Genomic DNA, 16,515 nt, shown 5'->3' on the forward strand with positions numbered 1-16,515 from the left:
GGGGGCTCGGAGTTACTCCACGAGCGCGGTGGGCCTACTCAGCCGTCACAGGAAGTACAAATGCATCTGATCAGTGTACAGGACAAGGCTGAACTCTCGCCAGGGCCGTTCCGCTCGCCCCGAAGCACCCGCGGTCTCGGGCAGCCGGTCTCGCTGTCCGAAACGGCTTCGCGCCCAGAGCTGCCACGCCTCTTGCAGGTCGAGGGCGAGAGCGGCTGACAGCATGCGCTCGGGGGTGTCCGCGATGAAGCGAGGGGGCCGCCCATGCACGCTGAGCGTCTTTGGGAGAGGCGCGTAAAAGCAACGAGGGCGTCGCCGCTCGACGTTAGAATCGGGTCTAGGGTCCGGGTTTCCGTCGATCCTCAGCGACGACACGATTCAGGAGCCCGACGATGAGCTACCGCAACAAGACCTATGTCGCCTTCGCCAGCGAAGACATCCACAACTACCGGCTCATGACGGCCTGGCGAGCGAACAAGAACATTGAATTCGACTTCACTAACGCGCACGACATCTACGAGGCGCGTGACACGAGCACGCCTGAGACGATCAAGCGGCGACTGCGGGAGCGTCTGAACAACACGAAGCAGGTCGTGCTGCTTGGCAGTCCTGCCGCCCGACGCAAGGGAGGCGACGGCTCCTCGTTCCTCGCCTATGAGGTCGGAGCGATCATCTCCCTTGGCCTTCCTGTTGTCGTCGCCAATCTCGACGGAGCCCGTCGCGGCAAGAGCGGCACCAACATTCCTGCCCCTTTAACTGACGAGGACTACTTCGCAATGTCCGTGTCGTTCGGGCCGACGATCATCAAGTACGCACTGAATCACTACGTTCCTGACTTCAATAACTCGGACAAGACCGGTCCACATAATTACAACGAGTCCGTGTATGAGAGCCTGGGGCTGAACAAGTAGTGCGCCACAAGCGGTCACTACGACGGTACGCGGGAAGATTTGCCCGGCGATTCTTGGAAGCCCTGGGTGCGTTGGCTATAGTGGGCGGCGCCCTTGCGCTCTTCGCGCCCGGTCTTCTGAACGGTCAATGGTGGCTTCTAGCGGTCGCGGGAGCACTTGCCGTGGTGTGGGCGCTGTTCTCCCTGCGACAAAAAGACCCCGATCAGAGATTTCCTTCGGAGAGCATCAGCATCCGCTTGGTCGAGGGCGACCTGTTCGAGCAGAAGGCATCAGCCCTCGTCGGGATGACGACTACCTTCGACACAGAGCCTGGAATCATTGAAGATGGCAGCGTTCAGGGCAGCCTGCTTCACAGGATCTACGGTGGATCACGGACGCGACTTGATGCCGAACTCGCATCCGCACTGACAGGTATCGGACCAGTGGGCACTATTACGAAGCCCGGCAAGGAAGACGTCTATCCAGTCGGGACCGTCGCTGTCCTCAACGGAGAGGGCACGACCTGCTACTACTGCGTCGCCTACACCTGCATGGACGAACACAACCGCGCCCAGGGCACGATCCGAGGCATCCTGGACAGCCTCGACAGCGTGTGGGACGCCGTTGATCGCAACGGCAACGGAGAGCCGATCTGCGTGCCACTGCTCGGCCAGGGGCAGTCCCGTATACCTGAGCTGACGGCCGAGGTTGCCGTCAGGCTGATCGCGTTCTCGTTCCTCCTTCGCGCCCGGCGCGGACGGTTCTCGAAGGAGTTGCGCATCGTCGTGCATCCGAACGAGATCGGCAAGATCGACCGCGCCGAGTTCCAAGCGTTCCTGCGATCCTTGGTCGCCGGATGAAGGACAGCGAGAGCAGCCTCGACATCCCCGAGCAAGAGCCCTGCGCGTTCTGCGATTACCTCAGTGGGGTGCGTCCATTTACGGTCCTCTATCGCGACGATCTGATTGCTGTGCTCGTCACAAGAGAACAACGCGGCATCGGACACCTGCTCGTGTTGCCGGCGCGGCATTACCCGACCCTGTTGGAATCCGAGCCCAACGAGCGTCATTCGATGATGGACACCCTCGCGTGGGCCGCCGCAGCGATCGACGCTGCGTTCGAGCGCCCAGGAATCGCGGTTTGGCAGAACAACGGTACAGCAGCGCACCAGGCCATTCCACACCTCCACTTTCACATCGCCGGCACTCTGAGCGGAGGAGGCACCGACTTCGGAGACGTTCCAGAGCTCACCGTGGAGCAGACCGATCAGATCGCCGCACAGATTCTGGCGGCAATCCACATCGCCCCCGATCTCCGATCAACACCCCGCTAGTCTCGCCTCAGGAGTTACGCGGACGTCCACCCCATGTCATCGCAAGTTAAAGACGCCTGCGTGTCGTCGTCGCTCGCTCACCTGCCTACCGAAAGGCGGTGGCGCGGTGACGGTCTCGATGCGCGTGATGAGCGCTGGCGATGGATACAAGTATCTCCTGTCACCGTCGCTGCCAGCGGCGGCGACAGGTAGCTCTCGACCCCGCTGACGAGGTTTTACGTGGAGGCGGGAACCCTGCCAGGACAATGGCTCGGGTTGAGCGTCGCGTCCCTCGGGAAGGGCAGCTCGCGGTGGGTGATTGAGTGTCCGGTCGACTCTAACCTCGATGAATCGCCACTGTGGACTTCACCGATCAGTTCCACGCTGGGCATCGAGTTCGAGATAGGTCTCTTCGATCTGTTTCACGACCTCAGCTGGGGGCACATGCTCCCAGAACCTCAGCACATACCATCCCGCGGATTCGAGCAGCAGATTTGTATCCCTGTCCCGTCTTCTGTTCGCCTCCAACTTCGGAAGCCAGTAGTCCGCATTCCGTCTAGGGGAAGTAGCGTGCTCAGGGCAACTGTGCCAGAAGCAGCCGTCTAAGAAGACTGCGAGCTTGACGCGCGTGAACACAATGTCTGCCCTTCGTCGCCTTTGCTCGCGCAAAGGTGCGAAATCCACTCTGTAGCGATAGCGTGGGCGAACAGTTCCCTTCGGACCGCGAGTTCCGGGCCCGTGTCTCGACGCCGGTTTGCGAGCATGGATCGCCTCACGGCTGCAGACGTCGCCCACGATCGCTTCATCCCGTCACATTAGCGCGAGCCCCGAACGAGAGATCGATGCTTGGGCAACCGGCCTTCGCGATGACAAAGGGTCGCTCTAGCTCCCAAGGCCGGCACTCTCTGCCGCTGCGAAGAACCTTAGACCGCGTGCTTGCGCCCTGAAAACTGAGAGCGGCTGCGGCTGAAACGCTCTGTGCAAGCCAGCCTCGCGGTGATCGTGACTCACCGAAGCTCCCGCCGCCGAAATACCACCACAGCCGCCGCAACCAGCACCACGTTCACCCCGAGCCCGGTTGCCACCGGCCACCAGATCGCAGCCGCATCCGGAGGAGTCCCCGTCGCGACCGCGGCGGCGGCCGGGAGCAGGCCGGCGGGCGTGAACTCCGCGAGTCGGGGTGCCACGCCCGCGAGTGCAAGCAAGAAGAACGTGCCGACGCCGACGCCCGCAGCAGCGGCCATCGCGTCGAAGGTCGCCGAAGCGAGCAGTGACACCGTGATGAGCACCGTGGCGAGTACGACCCACAGGCCGGTCGCGCCGAGCATCGCCCCGAGATCACCAACGCCACCACTGGCACCGCCGCCACCCCCAAAAGCACCAAACACGACCCGGGTCACACCCCAAGACACCAACGCCCCGATGAATGCAGCAACCGCAACGAACCCCACGAGCACCACCGCGTGGCTCACCACGTACGCGGCCCGCGACGCGGGCTTCACCAGCAGCAGCGATGCAACGCCCGAGCGCACCTCGGTGTTGATCGCACCGGCGGCCATGATCACGACCACGAAGACGGCGAGCTGTGAGAGGTCGGTGATCCAACGCGCTGCCGCGTCAGCGGCCGTGGGTTCGGGCAGCGCGAGCGCGGTGAGCTCGCCTCCGCCGAGCGCCCCGGCGAGAATCTCGTTGGTGAAGCGCGCGATGAGGGGGCCGCTCGCCGCGAGGAAGACGAGCACGACGGGCAGCACCCAGATGCGCCAGGTGCGCACCACCTCGCGAGCGCGCAGCCGCAGGAGCGGAAGCATGGCGTTCATCGGGCACCCTCCACGAGATCGACGAACACGTCTTCGAGGCTGGCCGCCCGAGGTTCGAGCCGGAAGAGGCGGCAACCGAGCGAGCTCACGACGGCGGCGACGCGGGCGGCGCCGTCCTCGACATCGTCGACGGTGACCACGAGGGCGCGCGACCCGGGGGCGTCCTCGGCCACGTCGAGCACCCAGCCGGATCCGGCACCAACCCTCGTAGCAGCACGAAGCGCCTCGCGCAGCCGCTCCGGCTCATCGGCCTCGACGACGAGTCGACTGCGCGATCCGCCGAGCCTGGCCCGCACATCGCGGAGCGCACCTTCGGCGGCGACGCGTCCGTTGCTGAGAATTGCGACGTCGTCGCAGACGCGCTCGACGTCGGGCAGCAGGTGCGTGGAGAAGAACACGGTCGTCTTTCCTTTGAGTTCGGTGATGAGTTCGAGCACGGCTCGGCGGCCCATCGGGTCGAGTGCGGAGGTCGGTTCGTCGAGCACGAGCAGCTGCGGGCTGTTGATGAGGGCTTGCGCGAGGCCGAGCCGCTGACGCATTCCGCGCGAGTATCCGCCGACGCGGGCGCGGGTGTCGGCGAGGCCGGTGAGTTCGAGCAGCTCGGGAACCCGACGACGAACAGTGCTCTGGGGGAGCTGAAACAGCGTCGCGGCCTGCTCGAGCACCTCGCGCGCGGTCATCCACGACGGGAACCCGGGAACATCGGGGCAGTAGCCGATGAGGGGCCGCACCTCGGCGCTTCCGGGCGCGTGGCCGAACAGGCGGGCGCTGCCACTGGTCGCGCGGGCGAGCGCGAGCAGGATCCGGATCGCCGTCGTCTTGCCCGCCCCATTCGCGCCGAGAAAGCCGAACACCGACCCCCGCTCGACCCGCAGGTTCAGGCCATCGAGTGCGAGCCGCGATCCGTAGTGCTTCGTGAGCGAACGGGTTTCGATCGCGGGGGAGTCGTGGGGGCCGCTCATCGCTGCGCCCCGGTCGCACCGGGCTCGGAGCCGTACAGGCCCTGGACGGTGCTCGCCACGTTCGCCGGAGCCTGCGCGGCAGTGTCGGCGACGGGCGCGGGTCGGCGGCCCACCGCGAGGAACAGGATCGGCCCGATCGTATTCGCCACCAGGATGATGAGCACCCACGGCCACTTGCGTCCGAACTGCACCCGCTGCGTGGGGGTCTTGACGAGCACCAGCAGGCTGACCGCGGCGAGCAACGCCTGCAGCGACAGGGCGACCACCACGATGAGCCCGGTCGTCGTGGCCAGTGAGGGGAAATCCGTATTCATGCGCGATCTTCTTTCTCGGCGACGAAGCCAGCGGATAGGTATTGCCTACATCCTTGCAATACAAAGTACCCGAGTCAAGTCCGCCGTGTCGGTGGCCGGATCGCGCAGCGCACCGCCGCCAAAGCCCCTGCGGGCCCGTTTCGCTTACGGAGCCGGCGTCGTGCCAGCGCCCGCACCGGCCGCGCGCCAGGCACGGCGCAGCCCCGCCCGCAACGGCAGCACGATCACGGCGAGCGCTGCGGCGATCCCGAGGGGGAGGGTCGCGGGGACCAGCAGCCCCCAGCGTCCGCGCGGGTGCCGCGCGTCGAGTATCGATGCGGCGATCACGGAAGCCGACATCGCGGTGAGCGTCGTCGCGCTCGCGGTGCGCACGAGCTGGTCCTCGGTCGACGTCTGCTTCCGCGCGGCCCACAGTGCCGCGCCGACGCCGAGCGCAGCGGTAGCGGCGAGCGCGCGCTTCGATCCGGAGCGATTGCGTCGCCCGGTGAGGCTGAAGCCGGAGGCGACGCGGTCGGGGAGCCGCTTCCAGGTCAGCGCCAGCGCGCCGGACGATGCCGCCGCGATCACGAGGGGAGTGAGTTGCGCCGTGCGCACCGCGCGATCGGGAATCTGGTCGAGCACATCGCTCGTGGCGTCATCGGGGCGAATGAGCCCCAGACGCACCGCCAGCGCCCCGAGGTTCACGGTCCAGCCGGCTCCGAGCAACCGCGGCACGAAGAGCTGCGAGCTGTCCGGGTTCCAGGTGCGCGACCGCACCTCCGCGCTCAGCGGTCCCCGCAGCTCGACGGGCACGCCCAGCACGCGGAGGTTGGGATTCTCGGCAGGGGTGTCGCTCGTCAGTGCGTCGAGCAGATCCGCAGCGTAATCCTGAGCCGGCCCCAGCGCCTCGACCGGATCGATGCCGGCCTCGGCGAGCTCGTCGAGCTGGGCTGCGAGCGCTTCGAGCGCGAGCATCCGATCCTGCCGTGAGAGTGCGCCGAGGTGCGCGTCGACCTCCCGCAGATACGTCTTCATGCGTCGCCCTCCAGCTGCAAGACGCGGTGCATCGCGCTGCTCAGGGCGCTCCATGCGGCCGCTCCCTCCGTGAGCGCGGCGCGTCCCTCATCGGTGAGTCGGTAGTACTTGCGCGGCGGGCCGCCAGCGGCCTCCACCCAGCGTGTCTCCACCTTGTCGGCCTTGTCGAGGCGCGCGAGCAGCGGATAGACCGTGCCCGGGGTCGCGGTCAGCGCCGGGTACTGGCCGAGCTGCTCGATGATCTCGATGGAGTAGCACTCGTCGCGGTCGAGCACGGCGAGAATCGCGAGTTCGAGCACTCCCTTGCGGAGTTGCGCGGTGCGGTCGCTCGTGGCCATGCTGAACAGCCTTGCAATACATGGGTGGGTTGTCAAAGTTGTATGACGACGCCCCCTTTGCCAGGTTGGACCCGATCACGAGACCATAGATGTTTGGGCGCGTTCTGAGACCTCTGAGTTACGGAAGCCTTCGCCAATCGCGGTTCGACCTATAAGCCCGCTGCGACGAGATCTCGGATCAGCGCCGCGCACTTCTGGACCCGGTCCTCGCGATCGATGGCCTCGCCGTCGATAGTCACTTGACTGACGCGTAGGAAAGCAACGTCATCTGCGCCATGCCGCTCGCAGACTTGTCGAAAACGAACTGCAGCGTCCTGATCAACAGGCGGACTGAGTTCGAAACCTTCCTTTACGCACCGGATGCCCGTATCGCTCGCGGACAAACGCAGCCATCGGGGTTCTGTTTCGTAACCACGGAACCACGGGTCCTGCACGGCTTGCCCAACGCTACTCGTATTCCAGGAAGCGAGGAGGAAAGGATCGCGATAGCGTGCAGAGCCAGTGAGACTATCGGTTCTCAACATGCACATTGAGTAGTTCCATGTACCGGCGACTCGAAGCTGATCACCGTAGTAAATGCCAGTCTTTCCCTCCCGCATTTCTTCGTACGCAACGAGGTAGTAACGCCAATCAAAGTACTGCTCGGTCCGGCGCTGTGCGACGAACTGCGTCGTTATTCTTCCGAAAACCTCGGAAGGGTTCTCAGCGTTGGAATCGACCTTGTCGAGAACTCCGTTCAGCGCGCTTCGTAGTTCTGCGTTTCTTCCACGCCCACGTCGTGTGAGTACGTCACGCCAGCGGCTCTCCTGCTCCCCGGAACCGAATTGATACCCACGTTCTCCGATTGCGAGACCGTAGTTTCCTTCTGCCAGAAGGGCTGCCCCGAGCTGGGACCAATGCGCCTTTGACGCGATGGCTACGAACGCCTGTGCCCGTTGTGCCAAACGACGAGGTTCGAGGTCGAAAGCGAATACTCGGCCACGTAACAAGGGGTGGTCTTCGAGCGCGTAAAGCTCTCCGAGCTGGTCTTCGTGGTCGTCGAAGTACTTCCGTTTTTCGATCTCGTCGCGTACACGCTCCTGGTTGAAGCCCCTGAGATCGCTAAGCGCGCCAGTTCGGATGAGCACCTCAGTGGCTTCGAGGAGCGCCGGCATGCGTTCTTCTCGGACTTCGTCGTCGGCACGATCGGTCAAGTTTCGCAGAATCCGGAGCCGTGTCTGGATGTCGTCGGTGTTGTGCTGACGGTGAAGCAATATTGCGAATAGGAAGAGCGTCTCAGAGAGGCTGAACGACCTTGCGCGGCCGCGCTTCTCGCCATACCGACGGCAGCACTCTTCGAAAAGGTTGACGTTCGCCGAGTCAAAAAGCACCACTTGATCCTGCTCTGCCCCGTCGATCTCGGATGCGCTCACCAGGTGGGAACCGAACACTCCTGCGATGTCCACCGGGCAGTGGGCTTCTGAATCGAACCAGGTGTCAAATGCGTGGAACAGGAACTTCGTGTGGTCTTCATTGCCCGCAGTGAAGACCCGCTCTGCTCGATCGAGCAGTCGCCCGGCTTCGGCAATGCCGTCGCGCCACTCGCAAACTTCGATGATGAATTCGAGATAACGAAGAAACTCGTCATCGACGATCTTGTCCTCGCCGGCATAGATCCACAGCACATCGGCCCACGCTCCGTCAATCTTGTGGATGATCTTCTGGAACTCCTCGGGCGTGAGCACGCTCTCAAGAATGCGCTCGAATCTGGCCTTGAAATTCTCGAACTCAGTTAAGGGTTTACCCCGGGAGTTCATCTTGATGTACAGCTCCTCGCTTGAGGGCATGTCATCGATCGGGAGGAGATGGAACGCAATCGAGGGATTGATCGTGTCAGTGAGACGGTTCCAAGCGGTCTCGAGACTGGTCGCCGCGCTATCGAGGCGATCATGAATCGCATCAAGCATCACAAGCATCGATTGGATCGTCGGGTCGTGTTGCCAACTAAACAGATACCAAGGTTGGTCGACAATCCATGACGAAGGTTTCTCGAACTCGGTCGGGAGCGGGTGCTTCGGATTCACCAGCTGTCTGCAGAACAGTTCGGCTGTCTGACGCGTCGCATAGGAGAACCTCAACCAGCTTTCTGCAGCATCGAGACGCCCGAGACGCGCAGCGACGTACCAGTGGATGAGAAAGAGGGTGGTAAGCCGTTGCTGTCCGTCAAGCGGGCGAAGAGTTCCATCGCTGATCTCCCCGTAGACGAAGTCGAGATCGACCGGGTCACCATTCGTTATTGCCGCGATGAGCACGTCAAGGAAGTCTCGACGTATGAGGTCGACCGCGGAGTCACGGCGCCCCTGTGCATAGTCGCGCTGAATGAGCGGAATCTCGACGAGGTTAATTGGTGCCATGCCAGACTGCGGCGGCTGGAACATGCCTACATAGGTCGTTTTGTAACCCTTCATGCGAGTACCTCTTCAGGAAGGAGATAGGGGGCGAGAACCGCGCGTATCGCGCCCAAATAGGACTCGCGGTCTGCAGGGCTCCAGAAGTGGATCTGTTGAGCGTCAGATTCGGTGTAGTACTTCAGGAACACGTTTCGGGTGCACGCGGGGATGTAGGAGCCGGATCGATCGCGTCGGAGGATCTCTCGACGCTTGACTTCGAAGGTCGAGTTGCTCAGTGCGCTGTTGTCCCCACCGGCAAGTAGTGCCAAGTTCGAGATCGCGTGTACGCCATCGTCTGCGATCACAGAAGAATCTGAAAGGGCCGCTTCGGTTCTCGCCTTCACCGAATCGAAGCGGGGTGCGATACCGTGTGATTGCTTGTGCTGAATGAGCGAGAGCACGTCATCAATCTCGGCGGTGAGTTGGGAACGCAGAGTGGGGTCGATCGTAGGAACTCCCTGTAGCGCTGCGCGATGCAGCCGCAGCCACTCCGCCCAGATTCTTTCGTCTCGCTTGAGTGGCTGAGCATTTTGCGCGTGGATGTGTTCGAGCGTCCAGGCGCCCCTGGCGTGTGCGCGGAAAGAATATCGTTCAGATGAATCCGCACGCGTGCGAACAGTCTCGGCATTCATGAGTAGCAGGGCGTCCTCGCATTTGCTGGCCGCCGACTCGTAATTGAGTTCAGTGAGTTGTTCCGGCGTGAGTCTGAGACGAAGTCGGATCTTTGTGTCGAGTGCTGCGTGGAGCGCACTCTTCGAAAGGTCCGATGCCGACTCAACAAGGTCTGCGAATGATTCGCCGGTCGCGACGAGGTAGCCAACCTTGTGGAAGAGATCCCGATCCTCGTACCAGCCAACCACCAGAGAATGAAGCCTGACCACGTCATCCCAGAAATCCTGAGGACTGTTCTCGATCGCAGGTCGAAGCGTTTCGAAAGTGTAATACCTCGGACGATGCGGCCCCGTCGGACGGCCACCGAGCCGGTCGGCGAGCGTATCAAGGATCAAGCCGATGTGAGTAGCTTCGTCTTCGTGCTTGGCAGTGATGAACGACCATACCTCCGGAGAGCGTAACTCGCGCTCGAATACATCCCATTGGGCGGCAATTTGCTCACTCTTATCTGAGACCCCGGGCAACAGTCGGCCGCGTGCGAGAACGAGCGCCTTCACGAGTTCCGCGTCTGTGAGCGGGATGCGTCCAACGTTCAACCGAGTGAACAATGAAATGGAGTCGAACTCGGGCTCGTCCGGCGCCTCGTACCAGATCACTTGGACAGTTTCGAATAGGTATCCGTAAATCTTGTTCGCGGCCCACTGTTTCCTGTGTCCGTGAGTTTCGAACCAATCGCGAATGTGCTCATAGGCGCCGAAGATGTGGTGGAAATCGATGTTGTCGTCGCATTGCTCGGCCTTCGGGTTCTGGAGAAACGATCGACTATTCTCGCGGGTCTCGTATTCGATCGCGTAGCCTGCGCCCGCGCTCTGGAGACCATGATCCACCATGAATTTGAAGATGAGATAGAGTGTCGTCAGGCGTTGCTGGCCGTCAATGAGCTCCCAGCGTCCATCGGCCATCGCTTTCACAACGACTGGTTGGAGATAATACGGTTTGCCATCACTCGCCCAGATGTCTGCAAGAAGTCGATCAACTTCGTCTTTGCCCCACCGGTAGCCGCGCTGATAAGCGGGGACATAGAACGCGCCGGAAATGTCGCCTACGGCTTTAGGTTCAAGAAGCGCCTCCACCGTTCTCCCTCCGATGTCTGCCTCCTCGCAGGAAGCGACGCTCCCAGCCTGTTCCAGCCTAGCGATCGATCTCCATGTCATGGCAGAACCGTTGCATTTCCGGGCAGCGCAGAAGCGATGAACCGTCCGACTTGAATTTGCAATGTGGCCGACGCGGAGGCCGCGCGCAACGACTGCTCGGCTACTTCCGAATCAAGGTCACCCGTTACAGGCGACACTCCGGGCAAGTAATGCATGAGGAGGACTGCGCGTGTCGAGCGCGCGCAGAGTTGTTTGATCTCGTCAGGGGCGAGATAGGACGCGGAGCCCCCGAGCGCAAGAACCGCGTCGTATGTGGACCCGCACAGCACCCGGCGACGTTCGGCCTCAGCATATGTCAAGGGATGAACGCCTGCGAGTAGAGGGTGCTTCATGACGAGAGCATTGAGCATCGCCGTGGACGGATCGATACCGACGTAACGCACCGATTCAGCAAGATTCAGATCCAGAGGAACGCCGGTTCCGCACCCGACATCGAGAGTACGCCCCAACGTGGCGCCGAAGATCTCGCGGATGAGGCTAGTCAGAACGTGTAGTTCGTTCTCGTTCATGCAGTGATCCCGGTCCCAGGTCGTTGCGATTTCGTCATACGAAGATTGCACGCCTGAAGCAGTTCGCGGCATGTTTTGCGCACCATAGACATGCTCGATCCGGCCGCGATTGATCAGTGTGACGCTGGCATCATCGATGATTGCGCCCTGCATGTCCCAGTGCTTCCATCCCATCGGTGTGACGAGATAAATGCGTGTCTGCTTGTAGAACTTCATCGGCTCACCATGTGTCCTGATGACATGGGCTGCTCTTGCGACGTCGTCCTGGGTGAGGCCGGGAGTCTTGCCTGCGACAACGTATTCGTGGGGTGCCCCATCGGCATATGTTGTCGCAAATCGCCAATCAAGTTCGGGCTCGAGCTTCAACCACCAGTCCAAGTCAGGTTTCGTGATCACGGTCATCTTCTCCTCGCAAGCGGCGTCAAAAGATCGCTCGGCGCTAGTTTCGAGCCGACCTCCGACAGTCACCGGTCGGGGGAGCGATGTGATGCGACGGGAGACCGTCGAAACGGCTGCGAAAACCACCGTGAGGCACTGAAACCCTTTTAGTCGGTCATGAACTAGTTTGCAGAGCCAAGCGAGACGAATGCCGTTCGCGATCTGGGTCGCTCGTTCAGCTCAGGAAGTACGCGGCAATTTTCTTCTCGGAATCGAGGATCTGCTCGGTAGGAACACCGAGCTTCTTCGCGAGTTTGACCGACCCGAGCAAGGCTGCTTGGGGCTCCGGCGAAAAGGCTAGATCGATCACAGTGAGGTAGTTCGAAAAACTGTCCTCGAGGTCGGCGAGAAGCCGCGTGTGCTCTGCGGAGAGCCGCAGATCGAGCGCCTGCTGCGCTGCAGCGAACTGCTGGATGATTGCCACTTCGCGCCGCGACAACGCGTCCTTCCCGCACTTGAACAGGATCATGCCGACCGCGTTTCCGATGACCGCGCCAAACACAGGCATGGGTATGACGGCCTGGCCGATGATTGAAGAGAGGGCGCTCACGGCCGCATCGATTGCCAGATACTCGGTGTTCTCGATGAACTCGAGCTCGGTGATGTCGCCACTGCGCAGCCGGTGCGCCTGTTCGGCAACTCCGAAGGCGACCGTCACGAGTGCGCTGGCTACCGCCGACGATGTCGCGGTGAAGTTCGTCAGCGTATAAAGGCTGATCCCGCGCACCCCGCCCTTCGCGGCTCCATGCGACGACTTGCCAACAACCTCGCTCCAGTCGCTCGACGTGAAATCTCGGAGTTTGACGCCTGTCCGACGCTTTTCAATCACTGCTGCAACGAAAGCCGTCGCGCCCTCTGCCGCTGCTGCGAACGTGGACACCTTTGCGGCCTCCCGCACAGAGGGCAGACTCAGCCCGTACGCCTGAGCGCGGATACCACTGTCAACGCCCGCGAGCGCATCCGCCTCCCCGCTCATCGTCTGCGCGATTACGCCACGCTGCACCTGTGCGTATTCGAGCTTCGATGGCTCGATCGAATCGATCGAGATTCCGCTTTTCACGAAGAGCGCCTGTACGCGTTTCCATTGTGCATACGACGGGCCGTTCACGTCGCCCGTCAGTGTTCGCGTCGCTTCTTCCTGCGACATCCCGTGCAACTGTTTCAGGCTCGCGTAGAAGTCAGAAGGCACCTGGTACGTCCCGCCTCGCTCCAGATAGTCGGGATACTTCTCCAGGTGCGACACGATCGCCTGGAGTGAAAAGGTTCCGCCTGCGGCGACGAACTTCTGCTGAATCTCGGCGCCTGCGCGAAGAATGTCCGTCGGCCCATTGTCATTCACCCAGATGGAGGCCGGTGCGTTCCCTCGTATCGCCTCCCGCGCATTCGCGACACCGACCTCGGTAACCTCGGCGATGAACCCGTGCATCCCCTTCAGGCCGCCGAGATTGCGCTCGATTACGAACTCGCTGATGGTCTCCATCGCCTCGTGCACATGCTGGAGCGCGTTTTCCAGATGTACGTCCTGGAGGGTGCAGGAAGCGAGCAGGGCATCGATGCGCTGCTGGTTGACGAGGGTGACCCACGCCGCGATGGCCTGTTCCTGCGTCGACTTCAGTAGCTTAGACATCGGCGTCCTCTGCGCCAGCGACGCGGCTCTCGAGCTCGGCGGTGCAAGCGAGGGTGTTATTGACGAGGGCGCCGAGCAGTGCTTGCTCACGCGTCTCCAGTGCGACGAAATCGGCTCCGTGGTGGGCGATGGCAGCGTGATACTGAGCGAGGAGCTGCGCTCGCATCGCATGTGAGCGCTTCAGCAGATCTCGAATCTGCACGTCCAGTTTTCTGACTGTCGCTGTGTTCTCTTTGACCGACGTCAGTGCCTGTTCCTTGGCGTCTCGGGTCTCGAGCTTTCGTCTGGTGAACAGGACCACCGAGGTGAGCAGGGTGGCTCCAGCAATGCTCCAGCCGATGGGACCTGCGAGCGCGAGAAGAGCTGTGCCTGCGGCGGTACCGCCTCCGCCGATGGCGACAGCCCCGCCGCCCAGCCACGCGAGGGTGGCGTTGGTCGCGGCGGCGCCCGAAAGCGCCGAAATCGCTGTGCCGGTCGAGGCCGTTCCGAAAGTTGTTGCGACCCACACCGCTGCGGACGGTGCCAGCGTAGCCACAGCTGCCGCAGCTGCGACACCCACTCCCGCACCGAACGCGGACTGCTGGGCGGCTGCAAGGTCGCGCCGAATGAACGCCTCCGACTCGAGAAATTCAGTTCGTCGGGTCTCAATCCGTTGCACATCAGCGTCGAACGACTTCGGAGTGTTCGCGATGCTGTTAATGAGTCGTTCGACCAGTTCCACGAGGTCGGTCGTGCGCTGACGAACGATCAACAGCTCCAGCCCGGCGTCGCTCATCGACGTGTACGCCGCGTTATATTCATCGATCGCGACTTCGTAAGGGTCGGGTGCTTTCTCGGTCGCCGCTCGCGCTTTCTGCTTCGCGCCCTCGATACGGTAACCGACGATGGTACCGATGCGGGCGGCGGCCATATGCACCCCGTCCGCGGCGGCGCGAACCGACTTAGAGCGGTGGTGCGTACCCAGTTCTTCGATCTCTGATAAAAGCGGTTCGACTTCCGAACGCTCACCCACGCGCATCTCCTCTGTACGTCGGAGAATCGAGTATCTCCGGTGCATCGTTGTTAGCGGAGACGATACTCATACCTCCCGACATCCGCAGCGCTCACCGAGACACCGGCGCGATGGTCGCCCAAACGGCTCGGTGTTACGACCCCATCCCTGCGGATGCACGGGGTTCCTTCACTCCGCAGGGTCGCGCGGTGCAAGCCAACGCGTCGAGTGGTCAGTTACATGCGTTAAGCCGCGGAATGCTGCACGTAACTGACCGCGCAAGCGCACCACTCACCGAGCAGAAGCGTTCCAGCGAGGGGCGACACCGGCACCTACTGCCGCCCCGCCTCGATCTCGCGCACGTGCACGTGCACGAGATCCGCGATGAGCTCATCAGGGAGCGGCACCTGCAGCGTGAACTGCACGGCATGCGCGGTGGTCTTGTACGGGGTGAGTCGATCCTGCAGCTCTTCGATCGCCCATGACGACGGATAGAAGCTCAGGTGCTTCTTCGACGCCGTGAAGTAGACGAGCGCCCGCCCCAGATAGGAGAGGGTCGGCATCCCGTAGCTCATCGACTCGACAGCGTCGGGCACGAGCGATGTCACGAGCGCGCGAATTCGTTCGAGCTCGGCGCGAGGCTCGGGATCGAGCGCGGCCAGATACTCGTCGATCGTTGCCGCCTTCGAGACCATGAGGCGAGTGTAACCGGAAGCTGGTGATGGGCGGTGAGCTCAGTTGCACTAGGTTCAGGTACGTCGCCCACAATCGGACAGTGGTCGAGATCCACTGACAAAGGAGTTACTGATGGAAACCGCCCCCATTCTCGCGTGGACCTTGCGCAGTGAAATAGCCGTGCCGAACGACATTCAAGCTCTGTTGGTGCAGGGCGAGCAAGCCGTGGCCGCGTTTCAGACCTTCCGTGACTCGGCGACCTTCACTACGAAGCGGCTTATCGTGCGCGATGCCCAGGGAATAACTGGTAAGAAGATCGAGATCTACTCGCTGCCCTATAGTTCGATCAACATGTGGTCTTCGGAGAACGCGGGAGGGATCCTCGATCGCGACGGCGAGATCGAACTCTGGACTCGAGCCGGCCACATCAAGGTGAAACTCGGCAAGGGTGCCGACGTGCGTCGAATCGACGGCCTGATCGCATGGGCGGTGCTGAACAGCCACTAGTCGAGACTGGAAGCTCAGCGTTCAGGAGCGTGGGCGTCGCACCTATCATGGTGGGATGCTGACCGCTGGAGTCGACCTTGCGGCGGAGAGCGCTGGCACGGCTCTCGCCATCGTCGAATGGAGCTATGCAGGAGCTGCCCTTCGAGAGCTGCATCTCGGCGTCGAAGATGCGCAGATCGTCCAAGCCGCGCCCAGAGTCACGAAGCTTGGCATCGATTGCGCCTTTGGGCGGCCGGATGAGTTCGTCAACTTCGTCTCAGCGCATGCTGCCGGTGAGCGCGAGTCCACAGGAGTTGACGGTGGGAAGGCCTGGCGACGCACGCTCGCGTACCGAGCTACCGACCGCGATATTCGAGAGCGAACCGGTCGCTGGCCATTGAGCGTATCGACCGATCGTCTCGGCCTCACCGCGATGCGTTGCGCCGGGCTGCTCGCGCGGCTCGATGACAGCGGTGTAACCGTCGATCGTGCGGGAGAGGGTGACGTCGTGGAGGTGTACCCGGGAGCGACGCTGAGACAGTGGGGCTTTGCCATGACGGCGTATCGCACCCAATCGGAGAGCCGAGCGCGCTTGCTCGAAGAGATTGAAGCCGCCGCACCATGGCTCGACATGGCGGGGTACGGGGACGCGATGGTGGCCTCAGCAGATGCGTTCGACGCCGTCATCGCCGCGCTCGCGGCTCGCAGCTCGGCAACGGGTAGGAGTACTCAACCGCCACCCGAGCTCCGAGGCCGCGCTCGACGAGAAGGGTGGATTGCGCTGCCCATCGGCGAAATCGACCTGCTCCGAGTAGATCACTAACCCGTAGCGGGCCAACCCGCATACACTGCCGCAAGCGGCGCCCCTTTGCTAGCGTAAGCCGCGT

Annotated in this window: 16 protein-coding genes; 5 read left to right on the forward strand and 11 right to left on the reverse strand. The window is 62.3% G+C overall.

Annotated features, from left to right (window positions below; translation table 11 throughout):
- The first annotated feature begins 392 nt into the window (after positions 1-392).
- The 3 genes from ABFX18_RS00445 to ABFX18_RS00455 are packed head-to-tail and all read left to right on the forward strand — an operon-like array spanning position 393 to position 2,223.
- On the forward strand, positions 393-911 hold the full coding sequence (locus tag ABFX18_RS00445; RefSeq protein ID WP_346056954.1) for a TIR domain-containing protein: 519 nt from the start codon (positions 393-395) through the stop codon (positions 909-911).
- A gap of 53 nt (positions 912-964) precedes the next feature.
- Positions 965-1,750 carry a macro domain-containing protein gene (locus tag ABFX18_RS00450; RefSeq protein WP_346056956.1) on the forward strand — a complete coding sequence of 262 codons (786 nt, stop codon included), beginning with the start codon at positions 965-967 and terminating at the stop codon, positions 1,748-1,750.
- Positions 1,747-2,223 carry an HIT family protein gene (locus tag ABFX18_RS00455; protein WP_346056958.1) on the forward strand — a complete coding sequence of 159 codons (477 nt, stop codon included), beginning with the start codon at positions 1,747-1,749 and terminating at the stop codon, positions 2,221-2,223. The genes ABFX18_RS00450 and ABFX18_RS00455 overlap by 4 nt, the downstream gene beginning before the upstream one ends.
- A 986-nt stretch (positions 2,224-3,209) precedes the next feature.
- On the opposite strand, the gene ABFX18_RS00460 is transcribed toward ABFX18_RS00455, so the two are convergent.
- The 11 genes from ABFX18_RS00460 to ABFX18_RS00510 form a co-directional block, all read right to left on the reverse strand.
- On the reverse strand, positions 3,210-4,019 hold the full coding sequence (locus ABFX18_RS00460; protein ID WP_346056960.1) for an ABC transporter permease subunit: 810 nt from the start codon (positions 4,017-4,019) through the stop codon (positions 3,210-3,212).
- The gene (locus tag ABFX18_RS00465) at positions 4,016-4,981 is read right to left on the reverse strand and encodes an ABC transporter ATP-binding protein (RefSeq protein WP_346056962.1); all 966 of its coding nucleotides are present in this window, start codon (positions 4,979-4,981) and stop codon (positions 4,016-4,018) included. Before ABFX18_RS00465 ends, ABFX18_RS00460 begins: the two co-directional genes overlap by 4 nt.
- Positions 4,978-5,295 carry a PLD nuclease N-terminal domain-containing protein gene (locus ABFX18_RS00470; RefSeq protein WP_346056964.1) on the reverse strand — a complete coding sequence of 106 codons (318 nt, stop codon included), beginning with the start codon at positions 5,293-5,295 and terminating at the stop codon, positions 4,978-4,980. The genes ABFX18_RS00465 and ABFX18_RS00470 overlap by 4 nt, the downstream gene beginning before the upstream one ends.
- A gap of 144 nt (positions 5,296-5,439) precedes the next feature.
- On the reverse strand, positions 5,440-6,309 hold the full coding sequence (locus ABFX18_RS00475) for a hypothetical protein (RefSeq protein WP_346056966.1): 870 nt from the start codon (positions 6,307-6,309) through the stop codon (positions 5,440-5,442).
- Complete coding sequence (locus ABFX18_RS00480; protein WP_346056968.1) at positions 6,306-6,647, reverse strand: PadR family transcriptional regulator; 342 nt, start codon at positions 6,645-6,647, stop codon at positions 6,306-6,308. Before ABFX18_RS00480 ends, ABFX18_RS00475 begins: the two co-directional genes overlap by 4 nt.
- Positions 6,648-6,796: 149 nt before the next feature.
- Positions 6,797-9,094, reverse strand: coding sequence for a DUF262 domain-containing protein (locus ABFX18_RS00485; RefSeq protein ID WP_346056970.1), 2,298 nt, complete (start codon positions 9,092-9,094; stop codon positions 6,797-6,799).
- Entirely contained in the window at positions 9,091-10,821 is a 1,731-nt protein-coding gene (locus ABFX18_RS00490) for a GmrSD restriction endonuclease domain-containing protein (RefSeq protein WP_346056972.1), read from the reverse strand. Before ABFX18_RS00490 ends, ABFX18_RS00485 begins: the two co-directional genes overlap by 4 nt.
- A gap of 77 nt (positions 10,822-10,898) precedes the next feature.
- Complete coding sequence (locus tag ABFX18_RS00495) at positions 10,899-11,813, reverse strand: class I SAM-dependent methyltransferase (RefSeq protein ID WP_346056974.1); 915 nt, start codon at positions 11,811-11,813, stop codon at positions 10,899-10,901.
- Positions 11,814-12,024: 211 nt separating this feature from the next.
- Complete coding sequence (locus ABFX18_RS00500; RefSeq protein ID WP_346056976.1) at positions 12,025-13,476, reverse strand: hypothetical protein; 1,452 nt, start codon at positions 13,474-13,476, stop codon at positions 12,025-12,027.
- Positions 13,469-14,488, reverse strand: a complete 1,020-nt coding sequence (locus ABFX18_RS00505) for a hypothetical protein (RefSeq protein ID WP_346056978.1) — start codon at positions 14,486-14,488, stop codon at positions 13,469-13,471. The genes ABFX18_RS00500 and ABFX18_RS00505 overlap by 8 nt, the downstream gene beginning before the upstream one ends.
- Before the next feature lie 311 nt (positions 14,489-14,799).
- On the reverse strand, positions 14,800-15,162 hold the full coding sequence (locus ABFX18_RS00510; RefSeq protein ID WP_346056980.1) for an iron chaperone: 363 nt from the start codon (positions 15,160-15,162) through the stop codon (positions 14,800-14,802).
- A 112-nt stretch (positions 15,163-15,274) separates the two neighbouring features.
- Between ABFX18_RS00510 and ABFX18_RS00515 the strand changes: the two genes are divergently transcribed.
- Both ABFX18_RS00515 and ABFX18_RS00520 read left to right on the forward strand, forming a co-directional pair.
- Entirely contained in the window at positions 15,275-15,649 is a 375-nt protein-coding gene (locus ABFX18_RS00515) for a PH domain-containing protein (RefSeq protein WP_346056982.1), read from the forward strand.
- A 55-nt stretch (positions 15,650-15,704) separates the two neighbouring features.
- Positions 15,705-16,451, forward strand: coding sequence for a DUF429 domain-containing protein (locus tag ABFX18_RS00520; RefSeq protein WP_346056984.1), 747 nt, complete (start codon positions 15,705-15,707; stop codon positions 16,449-16,451).
- Positions 16,452-16,515: the final 64 nt, after the last annotated feature.

The organism is Leucobacter alluvii, from assembly GCF_039530485.1.
Taxonomy (GTDB): domain Bacteria; phylum Actinomycetota; class Actinomycetes; order Actinomycetales; family Microbacteriaceae; genus Leucobacter; species Leucobacter alluvii.

Excerpts from the sequence above, each read along its gene's own strand:
- ABFX18_RS00445 (WP_346056954.1), top strand. The coding sequence starts at position 393 with ATGAGCTACCGCAACAAGACCTATGTCGCCTTCGCCAGCGAAGACATC.
- ABFX18_RS00455 (WP_346056958.1), top strand. The coding sequence starts at position 1,747 with ATGAAGGACAGCGAGAGCAGCCTCGACATCCCCGAGCAAGAGCCCTGC.
- ABFX18_RS00460 (WP_346056960.1), bottom strand. The coding sequence starts at position 4,019 with ATGAACGCCATGCTTCCGCTCCTGCGGCTGCGCGCTCGCGAGGTGGTG.
- ABFX18_RS00465 (WP_346056962.1), bottom strand. The coding sequence starts at position 4,981 with ATGAGCGGCCCCCACGACTCCCCCGCGATCGAAACCCGTTCGCTCACG.
- ABFX18_RS00470 (WP_346056964.1), bottom strand. The coding sequence starts at position 5,295 with ATGAATACGGATTTCCCCTCACTGGCCACGACGACCGGGCTCATCGTG.
- ABFX18_RS00475 (WP_346056966.1), bottom strand. The coding sequence starts at position 6,309 with ATGAAGACGTATCTGCGGGAGGTCGACGCGCACCTCGGCGCACTCTCA.
- ABFX18_RS00480 (WP_346056968.1), bottom strand. The coding sequence starts at position 6,647 with ATGGCCACGAGCGACCGCACCGCGCAACTCCGCAAGGGAGTGCTCGAA.
- ABFX18_RS00485 (WP_346056970.1), bottom strand. The coding sequence starts at position 9,094 with ATGAAGGGTTACAAAACGACCTATGTAGGCATGTTCCAGCCGCCGCAG.
- ABFX18_RS00495 (WP_346056974.1), bottom strand. The coding sequence starts at position 11,813 with ATGACCGTGATCACGAAACCTGACTTGGACTGGTGGTTGAAGCTCGAG.
- ABFX18_RS00500 (WP_346056976.1), bottom strand. The coding sequence starts at position 13,476 with ATGTCTAAGCTACTGAAGTCGACGCAGGAACAGGCCATCGCGGCGTGG.
- ABFX18_RS00510 (WP_346056980.1), bottom strand. The coding sequence starts at position 15,162 with ATGGTCTCGAAGGCGGCAACGATCGACGAGTATCTGGCCGCGCTCGAT.
- ABFX18_RS00515 (WP_346056982.1), top strand. The coding sequence starts at position 15,275 with ATGGAAACCGCCCCCATTCTCGCGTGGACCTTGCGCAGTGAAATAGCC.
- ABFX18_RS00520 (WP_346056984.1), top strand. The coding sequence starts at position 15,705 with ATGCTGACCGCTGGAGTCGACCTTGCGGCGGAGAGCGCTGGCACGGCT.